This window comes from Kitasatospora sp. NPDC059160 (assembly GCF_042755465.1).
Classification (GTDB): domain Bacteria; phylum Actinomycetota; class Actinomycetes; order Streptomycetales; family Streptomycetaceae; genus Kitasatospora.
Map to the genome: position 1 here is coordinate 91,138 of NZ_JBHZCN010000019.1, position 13,889 is coordinate 105,026.

Annotated in this window: 12 protein-coding genes; 5 read left to right on the top strand and 7 right to left on the bottom strand. The window is 74.7% G+C overall.

Annotation, left to right across the window (positions count from 1 at the left end; translation table 11 throughout):
- Positions 1-128 precede the first annotated feature (128 nt).
- Positions 129-1,340 (top strand): PP2C family protein-serine/threonine phosphatase, encoded by a 1,212-nt coding sequence (locus ACFXOZ_RS10930; protein WP_380589425.1) that lies wholly within the window; start codon positions 129-131, stop codon positions 1,338-1,340.
- A gap of 35 nt (positions 1,341-1,375) precedes the next feature.
- On the opposite strand, the gene ACFXOZ_RS10935 is transcribed toward ACFXOZ_RS10930, so the two are convergent.
- Both ACFXOZ_RS10935 and ACFXOZ_RS10940 read right to left on the bottom strand, forming a co-directional pair.
- The gene (locus ACFXOZ_RS10935; RefSeq protein ID WP_380399374.1) at positions 1,376-2,629 is read right to left on the bottom strand and encodes a threonine/serine exporter family protein; all 1,254 of its coding nucleotides are present in this window, start codon (positions 2,627-2,629) and stop codon (positions 1,376-1,378) included.
- Positions 2,630-2,723: 94 nt separating this feature from the next.
- Positions 2,724-3,410 (bottom strand): Tat pathway signal sequence domain protein, encoded by a 687-nt coding sequence (locus tag ACFXOZ_RS10940; RefSeq protein ID WP_380589428.1) that lies wholly within the window; start codon positions 3,408-3,410, stop codon positions 2,724-2,726.
- Positions 3,411-3,691: 281 nt separating this feature from the next.
- On the opposite strand from ACFXOZ_RS10940, the gene ACFXOZ_RS10945 reads away from it, so the two are divergent.
- Positions 3,692-5,284: an alpha/beta fold hydrolase gene (locus tag ACFXOZ_RS10945; RefSeq protein ID WP_380589431.1), complete on the top strand. Its 1,593-nt coding sequence runs from the start codon at positions 3,692-3,694 to the stop codon at positions 5,282-5,284.
- Between the two features lie 69 nt (positions 5,285-5,353).
- On the opposite strand, the gene ACFXOZ_RS10950 is transcribed toward ACFXOZ_RS10945, so the two are convergent.
- Positions 5,354-5,995, bottom strand: coding sequence for a DedA family protein (locus ACFXOZ_RS10950; RefSeq protein WP_380522922.1), 642 nt, complete (start codon positions 5,993-5,995; stop codon positions 5,354-5,356).
- Positions 5,996-6,238: 243 nt separating this feature from the next.
- On the opposite strand from ACFXOZ_RS10950, the gene ACFXOZ_RS10955 reads away from it, so the two are divergent.
- From ACFXOZ_RS10955 to ACFXOZ_RS10965, 3 genes are read left to right on the top strand one after another with little or no spacing between them, the layout of a single operon-like run.
- Positions 6,239-7,612, top strand: a complete 1,374-nt coding sequence (locus tag ACFXOZ_RS10955) for an MFS transporter (RefSeq protein ID WP_380589434.1) — start codon at positions 6,239-6,241, stop codon at positions 7,610-7,612.
- A gap of 25 nt (positions 7,613-7,637) precedes the next feature.
- Positions 7,638-8,318: a response regulator transcription factor gene (locus tag ACFXOZ_RS10960; protein WP_380522924.1), complete on the top strand. Its 681-nt coding sequence runs from the start codon at positions 7,638-7,640 to the stop codon at positions 8,316-8,318.
- Positions 8,315-9,694: a sensor histidine kinase gene (locus ACFXOZ_RS10965; RefSeq protein WP_380522925.1), complete on the top strand. Its 1,380-nt coding sequence runs from the start codon at positions 8,315-8,317 to the stop codon at positions 9,692-9,694. The genes ACFXOZ_RS10960 and ACFXOZ_RS10965 overlap by 4 nt, the downstream gene beginning before the upstream one ends.
- A gap of 28 nt (positions 9,695-9,722) precedes the next feature.
- On the opposite strand, the gene ACFXOZ_RS10970 is transcribed toward ACFXOZ_RS10965, so the two are convergent.
- The 4 genes from ACFXOZ_RS10970 to ACFXOZ_RS10985 form a co-directional block, all read right to left on the bottom strand.
- Complete coding sequence (locus ACFXOZ_RS10970) at positions 9,723-10,094, bottom strand: fic family toxin-antitoxin system, toxin component (protein WP_380522926.1); 372 nt, start codon at positions 10,092-10,094, stop codon at positions 9,723-9,725.
- A gap of 168 nt (positions 10,095-10,262) precedes the next feature.
- The gene (locus ACFXOZ_RS10975) at positions 10,263-10,418 is read right to left on the bottom strand and encodes a hypothetical protein (protein WP_380589437.1); all 156 of its coding nucleotides are present in this window, start codon (positions 10,416-10,418) and stop codon (positions 10,263-10,265) included.
- A gap of 250 nt (positions 10,419-10,668) precedes the next feature.
- Positions 10,669-11,625 carry a TAXI family TRAP transporter solute-binding subunit gene (locus ACFXOZ_RS10980; protein WP_380589440.1) on the bottom strand — a complete coding sequence of 319 codons (957 nt, stop codon included), beginning with the start codon at positions 11,623-11,625 and terminating at the stop codon, positions 10,669-10,671.
- Between the two features lie 96 nt (positions 11,626-11,721).
- A complete protein-coding gene (locus ACFXOZ_RS10985) occupies positions 11,722-13,548 on the bottom strand; it encodes a phospholipase C (RefSeq protein ID WP_380589443.1) in 1,827 nt (608 codons plus the stop codon).
- Positions 13,549-13,889: the final 341 nt, after the last annotated feature.

The window sequence follows — 13,889 nt, forward strand, 5'->3', positions numbered from 1 at the left end:
GTTTTTTGTCATCCTTGCGGGGGGGGGGGGGGGGGGTGGCGGCGCCCCCCGGTGCCTTTGGGTGGGGCCGCGGGGGCGCGCCCGCCCCCCCCCCCCGACACCGGAGGAGAGCGGAGGGGCCGTTGCGGGTGCGTGCCGCGGAGGCGTTCGGGCCGGCCCGGCCGCCGTCCGACCCGGGGCCCCAGCTGCCGGTGCTGGTCCGGTACGGGCACCGGTCCTGGCTGATCCCCGCCGTGCTGCTGGCGGCGGTGGTGGCCGTGGACGCCCTCACCCCCAGCTCCTTCGAGTCGCTCAGCTGGCTGGCCCTGGTCCCGGTGGTCGCCGCGGGGCTGTGCGGTCCGGCGGTCACCGTGGCCTTCGCCGGTCTCGCCGTCGCCGCCTACCCCGGGCTGAACGGCCTCTGGGGCAAGTCCCACGGGATCGAGGACTTCCTGCTGGTGATCGCCGGCTGCGTCCTCGCGTATCCACTCAGCGTCTTCCGGGCCCGGGCCGCCGCCTACGTCCGCCATCTCCAGGGCGCCGCCGAGACCACCCGGCAGGTGGTGCTGCGCCCGGTGCCGCCGGGCTGGGGCGGGGTGGACGCGGAGGCCCGCTACCTGGCCGCCGACGTGGAGGCCCGGGTGGGCGGCGACTTCTACGACGTGGTGGCCACCCCGTACGGCGCGCGGGTCGTCCTCGGCGACGTCCAGGGGAAGGGCCTGCCGGCGGTCGCCACGGCGGCGGCGCTGGTCGGCTGCTTCCGGGAGGCGGCCTTCCGGGAGGAGGGCCTGGCGACGGTCGCCTCCTGGCTGGAGGAGCGGGTGCACCGGCAGAACCGGCTCTCCGCCCGGCTGGGGGAGGAGGACGAGCGGTTCGCCACGGCGGTGGTCGTCTGGTTCCCCGACGACGCCCCCGGGGAGATCCAGGTGGTCAACTTCGGCCACGACTGCCCGTACGTCCTGGGCCCGGACGGGGTCCGGCAGCTGCCGCCGGGTGACGGCGTCCCGCTGGGCCTCGCCCCGCTGGCCGGGCGGCTCCCGCAGGTGCAGCGGCTCCGGCTGGGCGCGGACGAGACCGTGCTGATCGTCACGGACGGGGTGACCGAGGCCCGGGACCGCCAGGGCGACTTCTTCGACCTGCGCGCCCACCTGGAGGGCCTGGCCGGCCTGCCCGGGGCCGGGGAGCCGGAGCGCCTGGTGGGGGCCGTCGTCGGCGCCGTCCTCCGACACAGCGGCGGGCGCCTGACGGACGACACCGCGCTGCTCGCGGTCCGCAACGGCAAGGGCAACGGAAACGGGAGCGGCAACGGAAACGGCAGTGGCAACGGAGACGGAGACGGAAACGGCGCGGCCTCCGGCTGAGCCGGGGGCCGCGCCGGTCGGGCGTGCGGAGGGGGTCAGGCCCGGAGCTGGGCGACGGCGAGCGAGGGGCGCGGGATCCGGCTGATCACCGAGCCGATCAGGGTGCCGATCGACACCCCGAACACCGCGGACACGGCGGCCAGCACCGACTGGGCGCCGTTGCCGACCTCGATCTGCGCGGTGTTCAGCAGGCCGAAGGAGCCGGGCACCACGATCCAGAACGCGGGCAGGTAGAGCACCTGCCAGAGCGGTCCGCCGGGCAGCCAGTGCACCACGGTGGCCGCGACCGCGGCGCTGACGGCGCCCGCCAGCCCGCCTATCGCCGCGCCGTGGACCGATCCGACCACCACCTGCACGGTGACGCTGACCGCGATCACCGCGACGATCCACGGGATCGCCGGGGGAGGGGTGTTCACATTGACCACGACGCCGGCCACGGCGATCGCCAGCCCCACCGCGATCACCCACCAACTCGGCTTGGCCACCTGGATGTTGGCCAGCGCACTGGCCGGTACGCCGAGCGCGGTGGTGGCCGCCGCCACCCCGGCGAGGAACAGCGCCAGCTGCACCGCGCCGGACACCAGCCGGGCCGTCCCGGCGCTGGCGGCGCCCGCCGCGACCTCCGACAGCCCGGTGACCAGCAGTCCGCCCGGCAGCAGGATCGCCAGGGTGGCCACGATCGTGCGCAGCGGGCCCTCCAGCAGGCCGGCCCGGGTGAGCGACAGGACGAGCAGGGCCACCAGGAACCCGGCGGTGACCGGCAGCAGCGGGCGCAGCCTGGGCAGCCGGCGGGCCAGGACGGTCAGGCCCGCCACGATCAGCGAGCCGGCCCCGGCGGCCAGCACGTTCGCCGTCACCGGCTGGAGGAACAGGCAGACGCCCACCCCGACCGGCAGCGCCCCCAGGTCCGCCACCCAGGCGGGCCAGCGGGCGGGGGCGAGCCGGATGGCGTCCAGCTCGGCCAGCGCCCGGGGGCCGTCCAGCTCGCCGGCGCGCAGCCGGTGCACCAGGTGCAGGACGTCCGCGGTCTGCTCGAACCGCAGCGCGGCGCCGACCGGCGCGAAGCTGGTGGCCTCCACCGCGTCGAGGGCGACGAACAGGCCGTTGGTGAGCGCGGCGACCCGCACCTCGGGAGCCCCCAGTGCCCGTCCGAGCCCGCGGAGTTCCTCCTCGACCTCATGGACGGGAAGGCCCCCGCCCAGCAGGGCGTCGCCCAGTTCGAGCAGCAGGCGGCGGAGCGGGTCGGCGGGGGCCTCGTTGCCCCGGACCGGCGGAGACTTGCTAGACATGGCAGGTATCGTCCCATCCCGCCCGCTTGGGTCCGAATCTGCCCTGGTCTGATCGTTTCGTGCCGCCGCCGTCGGGCTGCCGCTGGCCCGGGGATCAGTTCACGTAGACCGCCGGGGCGCCGGACTGGCTGGTGTCGGCGACCGGGCCGTAGCTCGCCGAGAAGTAGCCGTCGCCGGGGCAGAGGCCGGAGCCGCCGCTCTTGGCGAAGTGCTCGTTGGTGAAGGTCAGGCTCTGGCCGCCGTTGTCGGCGGTGCCGGTGAAGGCTCCGCTGAGCCGGTAGGTGCAGGTGATGGTGCCGAACCAGCTGTTCAGGACGGCGGTGGCCTGGATCTGCCCGGCGCTGCCACCGGTCAGGGTGACGGGCAGGCCGGTGCCGTCGTCGATCGAGACGCCGTACGGCAGGGTGTCGACCGTCAGGCTCTGTACCGAGGTGACGCCGGTGACGTTGGCGGTGCAGGAGTCGAAGGTGAGGCCGGTCATCGACTCGGTGGCGGTGCCGGGGGCGGTCGGGTTGGTCAGCACGGTGGCGGACAGCTGGGAGGTCGCGCAGGTGACGCCGGTGGTGCTGGTGGCGGTGGAGTAGAAGGTGGCGGAGCCGCCGGCGAGCGTCGCGGCGAGGGCGTCGCCCGCGGCGACGGCGGCGCCGCCCGTGCTGCCGGTGGTGAGCACGGGGCCGGCGTCGTCTGCCGGAACCGCGGAGGCGGGGGCCGCGGCGGCCAGGGCGAGCGCGGCGAGTACGGTGAGGGCCAGGGGCGCGGTGCGGTGGAGGGGTGCGCGCATGGGAAAGCCTCTTCCTCGGTGAGGGGCGAGAAGGCGAACGTCCGCTGCTCCCAAGGGACTTCCGAGGGGCGGGGAGCGGGGGAGCTGACTCCGTTGTAGGACCGTGTCGGTGGGCCGTCAAGGCGCGGCGGAGAACTTGCTGACGATTCGTCAACAGTGGCGGACCGGGCCTGCCGGCGAGCTGTCAGTGATCGGAGAGCAGGATGTCAGTGCCCTGACAGTGGGGGCCGGAAGACTCCGTGGCGCCCGATCACATGATCAACAACGGAGAGAGCCCGCCCGTGCCCCGACCCCGCCCCCTCACCGCCCTCCGCACCACCACCCTCCGTGCCGCCGCGGCCACCGCCGCCGGCCTGCTGCTGGCCGCCCTCACCCCGGCCGCCGCCTCGGCCGCCGCGCCCGCCCCGCCGGTGCCGGCCCTGACCTGGACCAAGCCCTGCACCCCGGGCTTCCAGTGCGACACCGCCCAGGTGCCGCTGGACTACCGCGACCCGCACGGCCGCTCCATCGACCTGGCGCTCATCCGCCGTCCCGCCGACGACCGGGCGCACCGGATCGGCACCCTGTTCTACAACCCGGGCGGCCCGGCGATCCCCGGCACCCTGGCGCTGCCCTCCACCACCCCGCTGTTCCCCGAGGACGTCCGCCGGCGCTTCGACATCGTCAGCTTCGACCCGCGCGGCGTCGGCGCCTCCACCACCCTGCGGTGCTTCCCCGACCCGGGCGGCGAACAGGCCCTGCTCGGCGGACTCCCCGCCGGCTACCCGATCGGCGCCGAACAGCAGTCACGCTGGGCCGACACCTACGCGCAACTGGGCCGCCACTGCGCCGACAACGACGACACCGGCCTGCTCGCCCACCTGTCCACCGCCGACGTCGCCCGCGACCTCGACCTGCTGCGCCAGGCCGTCGGCGACCGCAGGCTCAGCTACCTCGGCACCTCCTACGGGACGTACCTCGGCGCCACCTACGCCAACCTCTTCCCCGGCCGGGTCCGCGCCATGGTCCTGGACAGCGCCGCCGACCCGGTGGCCTGGTCCACCGGCCGCACCCCGCAGGACCGCGCGCTGCCGCCGTTCCTGCGCACCGGCAGCGACCTCGGCTCGGCCCGCGCCCTGGACGACTTCCTCGACCGCTGCGGCGCCGCCTCCCCGGCCGCCTGCGCCTTCTCCGCGGGCAGCCCGGAGGCGACCAGGGCCAAGTACGCCGCGCTGACGGACCGCCTGGCGCACGGACCGGTCACCGTCGGCACCGGGGCGCAGGCCGTCACCTACGACGAGGCGAGCGCCGTCTCGGCCGTCGCGCTGCTGCTCTACTCGGCCCAGCCGCTGCCGCAGCTCGGGAGCCCCGGCTGGGCCGCCCTGGGCGGGCAGTTGCAGAGCCTGTGGACCGCCGCCGACACCCCGGCGGCACCCCTGCCGACCGGCGCGCAGCCCGGCCAGACGCAGGTCCTCGGCGTGCTGTGCGCCGACACCGTCAACCCGCCCGCCGGCGCCGACTACCCGGCGCTCGCCGACCTCGCCCGGGACCGCTCCGGCGCCCTCGGTCCGTACTGGGTCTGGCAGACCCAGCGCTGCGCCGCCTGGCCGGCCGAGGCCGCCCGGGACCGCTACACCGGGCCCTGGGACCGCTACACCGCCGCGCCCGTGCTGGTCGTCGCCAACACCGGCGACCCGGCCTGGCCGTACGAGGGCTCCCGCGCGCTGGCCGACACCCTGGCCCGCGGCCGGCTGCTGACCGTCGACGGCCCGGGCCACAGCGTGCTCGGCAACCCGAGCGGCTGCGCCGCCGGCTACGAGGCGCGCTACCTGGTGGACGGCGACCTGCCGCCGCGCGGCCGGGTCTGCGCGCCGGACGCGCCGCCGTTCCGGTAGCGCTCGGTGACCGGCGGGCCTGCCCGATGGGGCGTGCCCGGATCGGTGACGGTCCGGGCACGCCCCCGTTCAGCGCTCCCCGCCGCCGTCCTCGTCCGACGGCTCGTGGCCGCGCGCGTGGTGGCGCCGCAGGAACCAGACCAGCAGCGCGACGGCGACGAGACCGGCGATCGTGATGGCGGCGACCCGGCCGACGGTGCCCTCCACCCTGGTGTACGCGGCCCCGGCGAAGTAGCCCAGCAGGGTGAAGCCGAAGGCCCAGGCCAGCCCGCCGAGGGCGTTGTAGAGCAGGAACCGGCGGTACGGCATCCGGGACATCCCGGCCAGCGAGGGCACCAGCGGGCGGAAGAAGGCGATGAAGCGGCCGACGAACACGGCGGCCGGCCCGCGCCGGCGGATCAGGTCCTGCGCCGTCCCGACCCGCTTCGCGTGCCGCTGCAGCGGGCGGGTGCGCAGGATCGCCGGGCCGAGGTGGCGGCCGATCTCGTAGCCGGCGGAGTCCCCGAGGACGGCCGCGCAGACCACCACCAGGATCATCCAGCCGAGCGAGACGCTGCCCTGGTGGGCGATGAAGCCGCCGAGGACGGCGGCCGTCTCGCCCGGGATGAAGAAGCTGAAGAACAGCGCGTCCTCGGTGAAGACCATGGCGCCGACCACCGCGTACACGACCGGGCCGGACAGTCCGCGCAGCCAGTCGGTGATCGCGTGCATCCGCCGCACCTCGCCGGTGATCGGTCCGCTTTCCGCCCCAATGTAACGCTTGTCCCCCGAATCGCCCCTGGTGGAGGCCCGGGCCGGCCCCCGGCGGAGGCCCCGGGCCCGCCCCCGGCGGGTGGGCACCGGGGGCGGCTTCCTTAGCGGAACGTAAGATCTGCGCGGCGCTCCTTGCCGCCGCCCCGCGGGCGGCGGCACGCTCTGGGACACCCACCCGCCGTACCAGTCCCCGGAGCCGCCATGTCCCCGTCCGCCGCCGTCCCGGCCGCCCCCGCTCCCCGCCCGCAGCCGCCCGGCGGGGACCGCGCCCGGCGGCGGCGCGCCCTGATCGGCGGGTCGCTGGGCAACCTGGTGGAGTGGTACGACTGGTTCGTCTACGCCAGCTTCGCCGTCTACTTCGCCGACGACTTCTTCCCCGGCAGCGACTCCACCGCCAAGCTGATGAACACCGCCGGCATCTTCGCGGTCGGCTTCCTGATGCGCCCGGTCGGCGGCTGGCTGCTCGGCCGGGCCGCCGACCGGCACGGCCGCAAGAGCGCGCTCACCCTGACCGTCACCATGATGTCCGCGGCCGCCGTACTGATCGCCGTCGCCCCGACCTACGCGCGGGCCGGCTACCTCGGCGCCGTCGTGCTGCTGCTCGCCCGGCTGCTCCAGGGGCTGAGCATCGGCGGCGAGTACGCGGCCAGCGCCACCTACCTCACCGAGGCCTCCGCACCGAACCGGCGCGGCCTCGGCTCCTCCTTCCAGTACGTCTCGATGACCTGCGGCCAACTCCTCGGCCTGGGCATCCTGATCGTCCTGCAGCACACCCTGACCAGCGCCCAACTGCACGCCTGGGGCTGGCGGTTGCCGTTCCTGCTCGGCGCCGTGCTGGCCGTCGTGGTGCTCTGGCTGCGCCGCCGGCTGCCGGAGACCGAGGCCTTCACCGCCGAGTCCGCCGGCCGGGAGCGGGCCGACGCCCGCGGCACCCTGCGCAGCCTGTGGGAGCACCGGCGCCAGGCCGCCCTGGTGATCGCCCTGACCCTCGGCGGCACCGTCGCCTACTACACGTACACCACCTACCTGACCAAGTACCTGATCGGCAGCGCCGGGCTCGCCAAGAACACCGCGACCCTGGTCAGCTTCACCGCGCTCGCCGTGTTCGCCGCCGTCCAGCCGCTGGCCGGACTGCTCTCCGACCGGATCGGCCGCCGCCCGCTGCTGATCACCTTCGCGCTCGGCTGCACCGTCGGCACCTACCCGCTGATGACCGCCCTCGGCTCGGCCTCCGGCTACTGGTCCGCGCTCGGCCTCTCGCTCGTCGCCCTGCTCGTCGTCACCGGCTACACCTCGATCAACGCGGCCGTGAAGGCCGAACTCTTCCCCACCCGGATCCGCGCGCTCGGCGTCGCGCTCCCGTACGCCCTCGCCAACGCGCTGTTCGGCGGCACCGCCGAGTACATCGCGCTCTGGTTCAAGAACAGCGGCCACGAGTCCGGCTTCTTCTGGTACGTCTCCGGCTGCGCGCTGGTCTCCCTGGTCGTCTACGTGCTGATGCCCGACACCCGGCACGCCGTGCTCGACCCCCGGGAGGCCCCGGCGGTGGCCGCCGCGGCGGAACCCGTACGGTAGTCACCTCAATCCCGGGGAGGGCTCCGTGCACATGCTGCTGGTCGAGGACGACGACCGGATGGCGCAGGCCCTCGCCACCGCGCTCGCCCGGCGCGGCCACACCGTACGCCGGGTGGTCCGCGCCGCCGAGGCGCTGCGGCACGCCCGGGAGGCCGAGTTCGTCCTGCTCGACCTCGGCCTGCCCGACCTGGACGGCCTCGACCTGCTCCGCAAGCTGCGCACGGTCTGCGCGGTGCCGCTGATCGTGGTCACCGCGCGCAGCGAGGAGCGGGACGTCCTCCAGGGCCTGCGGGCCGGCGCCGACGACTACGTGGTCAAGCCGTTCCGGATGGCCGAACTCATCGCCCGGATCGACACCGTGCGCCGCCGCACCGGCGGCGCCGCCCCCGAACCGGCCGACGGGCGGCGGCAGGTGCGCACCGGGGACGTCACGATCGACCTGGCGGCCCGCAGCGTGACCGTGGACGGCGCCGAAGTCCGGCTCACGCGGCGCGAGTTCGACGTGCTCGCGCTGCTCGCCGCGCAACCCGGCGACGTCCGCTCCCGCGAGGAGATCCTCGACCGGATCTGGGGCGACGCCTTCCTCGCCTCCTCCCGCTCGCTCGACGTGCACGTGGCCGGCATCCGGGCCAAGACCGGCCGGGCCGCCCTGCTCCGCACCATCCGCGGCTACGGCTACCAACTCGGCGCCCTGGACGGCCGGTGAGGCGCCGGCTGCTGGCCGTGCTCACCGCGCTCATCGGTACGGCCGTGCTGCTGCTCGCCCTGCCGCTGGCCGACTCCTACGCCCGCGGCCGCACCGAGCACCTGCTGCTGCAACGCCGGGCCGACGGCGTCCGCTTCGCCGAACTCGCCGACCGGATCCGCACCGACGCCGACCGCCGCGAACTCGACGCCGAACTCACCCGCTACGCCCAGCTCTACGGCGCCGCCGTGACCGTGGTCGACACCGTCGGGCACACCGTCGGCCGGGCCGGCCCGGCCCCGGTCGGCCCGGCCGCCCGGCAGGCCGAGGACCGCGCCCTGACCGGCCGCTCCACCGAGGCCCTGCCCACCGTCCTGCCCTGGGGGCCGGACACCGTGGTGCTGGCCGAACCGGTCGGCCAGGACGAACGGGTCGGCGGCGCCGTCCTGTTGACCGTCCCCACCGGCGCGGCGCGGCACGACGTGCTGGTCCGCTGGACGCTGATCGCGGCCGGCGCCGTCACCGCCTTCGGTGCCGCCGCGCTGGTCGCGGCCGGCATCGCCCGCTGGCTGCTGCGGCCCGTCCACGAACTCGACCGCGCGGTCGCCACCATGGCCGACGGCCGCTTCGAAGCGCGCGCCGCCGTCGCTGCCGCCGCCGACACCGGCCCGCCCGAACTGCGGCGGCTGCGCGAGCACTTCGACGGCATGGCGGCGGCGGTCGGTGAATCGCTGCGCCGCCGGCGGGACTTCGTCGCCGACGCCTCGCACCAGCTGCGCAACCCGCTGGCCACCCTGGTGCTGCAACTGGAGAACGCCGAGCCGTACGTCGAACCGGGCCCCGGCCGTACGGCGCACGCCCTCGCCCTGGACGAGGCGGACCGGCTGGGCGAGCTGCTGGACGGCCTGCTGGCCCTCGCCCGGTTGGAGGCGGCCGCCGCTCCGGTCGAGGAGCAGGACGTCTCCGCGGCCGTGGCCGAGCGGGTGGCGGCCTGGGCCCCGGTGTTCGAGGCGGGCGGCCCGGAGCTGACCGCCGACGTCGCCCCCGGGCTGCGCGCCCGCACCCTGCCCGACGCGGCCGGGCGGATCCTGGACGCCCTGCTGGACAACGCCGGCAAGTTCGTTCCGCCGGGCGCCCGCGTCCGGGTGACCGCCCGGCCCGGCCCGGACGGCGGCGCGGTGGTCCGGGTCCGGGACACCGGCCCCGGTGTCCCGACCGCCCAACTCCCCCTGCTGCTGGGGCGCTTCGCCCGTGCGCCGGAGCACCAGAACCTCCCCGGCACCGGCCTCGGCCTGGCCATCGCGGACGAACTCGCCCGCGCCGGCGGCGGAACGCTCACCGTCGCCGCGACGAGCCCCCACGGACTGACCGTCGAGTTCCGGCTGGCCGCGCCCTGAGCCCTGAGCTCCGCAGCGGTTCAGCGGTTCAGCGGTACCAGGCGCGGAGGGCCGTCGCGGTCTCCCGGACGTCGGCGCGCCCGTCCCGGATGCGGGCGGCGAGCTCGGTTGCGGCCTTCGGCCCGACGGTGACGGTGACGCCGGAGGCGGTGAGGTAGGCGGCGGCGACGACCGCGGCGAAGTGCTCGTTGCCGGACTCCAACGCCGGGACCCGGATGAGCTGGTGCATGAGCGCGGCCGCGCGCTGGTGCGGGCCCTCGTACACGGGGACGTCCATGACCTCGTCGGCGTGCCGGGCGACGGCGGCGCTGAGGGTGCCGTAGTCCGTGATGTCGGGGTCGGTGGGCAGGAAGCGGTGGGCGATGTCGAGCAGCCAGGCCCGGTCGATGCGCAGGATCACGCCGCGTCCAGGGCGGGTCCGCGCCGTCGGCGCGCGTGCTGTTCGGGGGCCTGGTGGAGCCGGCGCCGCTGCCCCGGCCGGACGTTCAACCGCATGAGGTGCAGCGTAGCCAGCCGTAGCGGCCGCTACCAAACGGGCTTGACGGCGCCTCGGCAGCGGCCCCCGGGCTCACTCGTGGGAGCTGATCACCCCGCCGGTGCTGAGCACGATGTACACGCCGTTGGCGTCGAGCCCGGTGTCCCGGCCGGCCGCCTCGATCGTGCCGAGCACCTGGCCGCCGTTGACGAGCTTGCCGACGTAGTGCAGGTCGCCGAGCTTCTGCACGCGGTGGCCGCCGGGACCAGCAGCGCGACGGTCAGGACGGTACCGACCAGGGTACGGGCGCGGCGGGTGGTCGAACGGGACATCTGGTCCTCCTGCGCGAAGTTCGGTCGAGGGCAAGCTCGTTGCTCGCACCGACCCGGACGGGGCGGACCAGAGGCGTAGCGGCGTGCACGATCGAAGTTAGTCCGGCCACGCGACGGAATGGAGCCCTCCGTGTCACCGGATCGTCACGCCTGACCGACCGTCACCGTCACCCGTACACCGAGCGGTAGTAGGCCGCCGCCCCCGGGTGCAGTGGGACGGCCCCGGTGGAGACGGCGAACCGGGGTTCCAGCCGGGCGCCGGCCGTCACCGAGCGGAGCAGGGTGGCCCACCGGTCGAAGAGGATGCCGAGCAGCCGCCGTACGGCGTCGTCGGGGACGCCCGGGCGGGCGGTCAGGTAGTTGCCGACGCCGAGGGTGGGGACGGGGCCGGCCAGGCCGTAAGCCCCGGCGGGCAGGGTGACGGCGGTGTACACCGGGCCGTAGCGCTCCCGCAGCAGCGCGGCGACGGCGTCCAACGGCACGAAGCGCAGGGGCAGTTCACGGGCCAGCGCGGCCACCGCGGGGGTGGGTACGCCGCCGGACCAGAACACCGCGTCCAGCGTGCCCGCGCGCAGCGCGTCCAGCGACTCGGCCAGTCCGAGGGACTGCTGCCCGACGGAGATCCCCGCCCGGCGCAGCAGCCGCCCGGCCGTCACCTGGTTGCCGGAGCCGACCGCGCCGGTGGCCACCCGGCGGCCCGCCAGGTCGGCCAGCTCGCGCACCGGCCCGTCGGCGGGGGCGAGCAGGTGGAGGTAGTTGACGTACACCCGGGCCAGCGCCGTCAGGCCGAGCGGACGGTCGAAGGTGTCCCGGCCCAGGACGGCGTCCTCGGCGACGTCGGCGGTGGTGAGCGCGAGGTCCACCGAGCCGTCGGCGAGCTGTCGCAGGTTGTCGACGCTGGCCGCGCTGCCCACCGGGGTGAGGGTGAGCCGGCCGCTCGCGTTCACGGCCTCGGTGAAGGAGTGCCCGAAGGCGTTGTACGGCCCGCCCTCGGGCCCGGTGGCCAGCCGCAGCGCGCGGGGCGGTGGCCGGCGGTCGGAGCAGCCGGTCGCAGCGCCCACGGTGAGGGCCGCCGCCAGGGCCGCGCCCAGCAGGGTGCGGCGGTGCGGAGCGCTGGCGGTCATGGCGGGAAGGGTAGCCGGGCCCGGGAACGCGGACACCGCCGGGCCCTGGGAGCAGGACCCGGCGGTGCCGGGGGTGTTGCGCGTGTGGGCCGTGCGTCAGGCGCGGCGGCCGCGCTTGCGACGGGCCAGGAAGACCGCTCCGCCGCCGACCGCCAGCAGGGCGACGGCCGCGGCCGCGATCGGCCCGGTGTGGGAGTCGGCGCCGGTCTCGGCCAGCGGCGGGCCGGAGACGCTGCTGGTGGCCCCGGCGACGGCGGTGGAGCCGTTGGCCGAGGTCGCCGAGCCGGCCGGGGTGGTGGCGGAGGAGCCGCCGGTGGGCTGTCCGCTCGGGCTGTCGCCGCCGACCGGGGCGCCGGTGGTCGGGTCCAGGATCAGGGTGGCCGACTGCGGGTTCTTGAAGTCGAACATGCCCTCGATGGAGCCGGCGTGCTCGTCGAAGGAGGAGTCGCCGATCCGGCCGGTCTTCCAGTTGTCCTCGACGAAGCGCAGGACCGAGGTCTGGTCGGTCTGGGTGTGGTCGACGAAGTTGGCCTTGGCGTACGGGGAGACGACCAGCAGCGGCAGGCGCGGGCCGAAGCCGCAGCGGTCGGCGTAGCCGCCCCAGCCGGCGTCCTTGCCGCACTGGCCGGCGCCGCTCAGGCTGTCGTTGGCCGGGTCCTTGGAGCCGTTGACCGGCTCGGCGAACTTGTGGTCGTACCAGCCGTCCGAGTCGTCGTAGGCGATGACGACGGCGGTGGAGGCCCAGTCCTTGGACTTCTGCAGCTTGTTGACGGTGTCGACCACGAAGTGCTGCTCGTCCAGCGGGTCGGAGTAACCGGCGTGGCCGTCCTGGTAGTTGGCGGCCTTGAGGTAGCTGACGGCGGGCAGGTTGCCGTGCTGGAGGGCGGCGTCGAAGTCGGTCAGGTCGTACTGGTGGTTGGCCTGGCCGGCGTGGCCGATCTCCTCGACGTCCTTCGGAGCGAGGTGCTTCGGGTTGGCCGTGGACTTGTAGTACTGGAAGGGCTCGTGGTGCGGGTTGTAGTCGGTCTGCGAGGCGCCCACGATGTTCTTGTGCGCGGAGTCGCAGGCCGCCTTGCCGTCCTTGGTGCCGGTCGGCTTGAAGCCGCCCTGGAACCAGCCCCAGCTGACTCCCTTGTCGTTGAGCAGGTCGCCGACGTTCTTGCCGGTCATCACCAGCTGGTTGTGCGCGGGGCTGGAGCAGTCGTCGTAGCCCGGGTCCGGGTCGTTGATGACGGTGCCGATGCCCTTGGCGTCCGGGGAGGCCACCACGTAGGCGTCGGTGGTCTGCTGGCCGGTCTTCGGGTCGACCGGGTAGCCGCCGTGGGTGTTGCCGGTGACCAGGTTGATCGCGCCGGGGGTGGAGGGCCCGTAGTTGGTCCCGAAGGAGTTGTCGCTCATCGCGAAGTGCTGGGCGTAGTTCCAGTAGCCGGTGACGGTGTTGCCGTCGTAGTAGTCCATCACCAGGCCGGGCGCGGTGTACATCGGAGCCTTGCAGTTCTCGATGTCGGTGTGCTCGACGAACTTGTCCATCTTGCCGCCGTCGAAGGCGAGCTGCTCGTCCTTGTAGGTGTGGTCCTGGTCGCAGGTGACCGCCTGGGACGGGCTCAGCCGGACCGGGTTGTTGCGGTTCGGGTTCTTGTGCAGCAGGTCGTCGCTCAGGCCGTCCACCTTGGGGGTGTCGGGCTTGGCGGTGAACTTCACCTTGTCGTCGGCGGTGTTGGCCGCGTTCGGGTAGGTGCCGAAGTAGTGGTCGAAGGAGACGTTCTCCTGGAATATCACCACCAGGTGCTTGACCGGGGTGGCGGTCTGCGGGCCGTCGGCGGCGAAGGCCGCGGGGGCACCGCCGAAGGCGGTCAGCGAGGCAGCGCCGATCAGGCCGGCACCGTAGCGGAGCCACCTGTTGCGGGAGGGAACTGCGGGCATGGTCGGATCCTCGACGTCATCGTCATGTGTGTCAGAAGTAGGGGCCGTGACGCGCGTAGCACGAGCGGCGCGGCGGCTAGACGCTAGAGCGTAGCGGTGAACACGGTTGACGAGTGCATGTGAACACGCGGTAAATCGCCGAGGTACGGAACTCTTCGCCCGGACTGCCGTCGGGAAGACAAGTCCGTTGAATGCCCCCCGAATCCGACGAATACGGGACGTCTTCCGACGGTTTCCGGCCAGAAATGTCGCTTCCGTCCCGGCCGGGGCCGCTGACGGGCCCGGCACGAAACCGTGGTCGATCTCACGGAACGGCCCCGGCCCCGGCCCCGCTGCGCGAG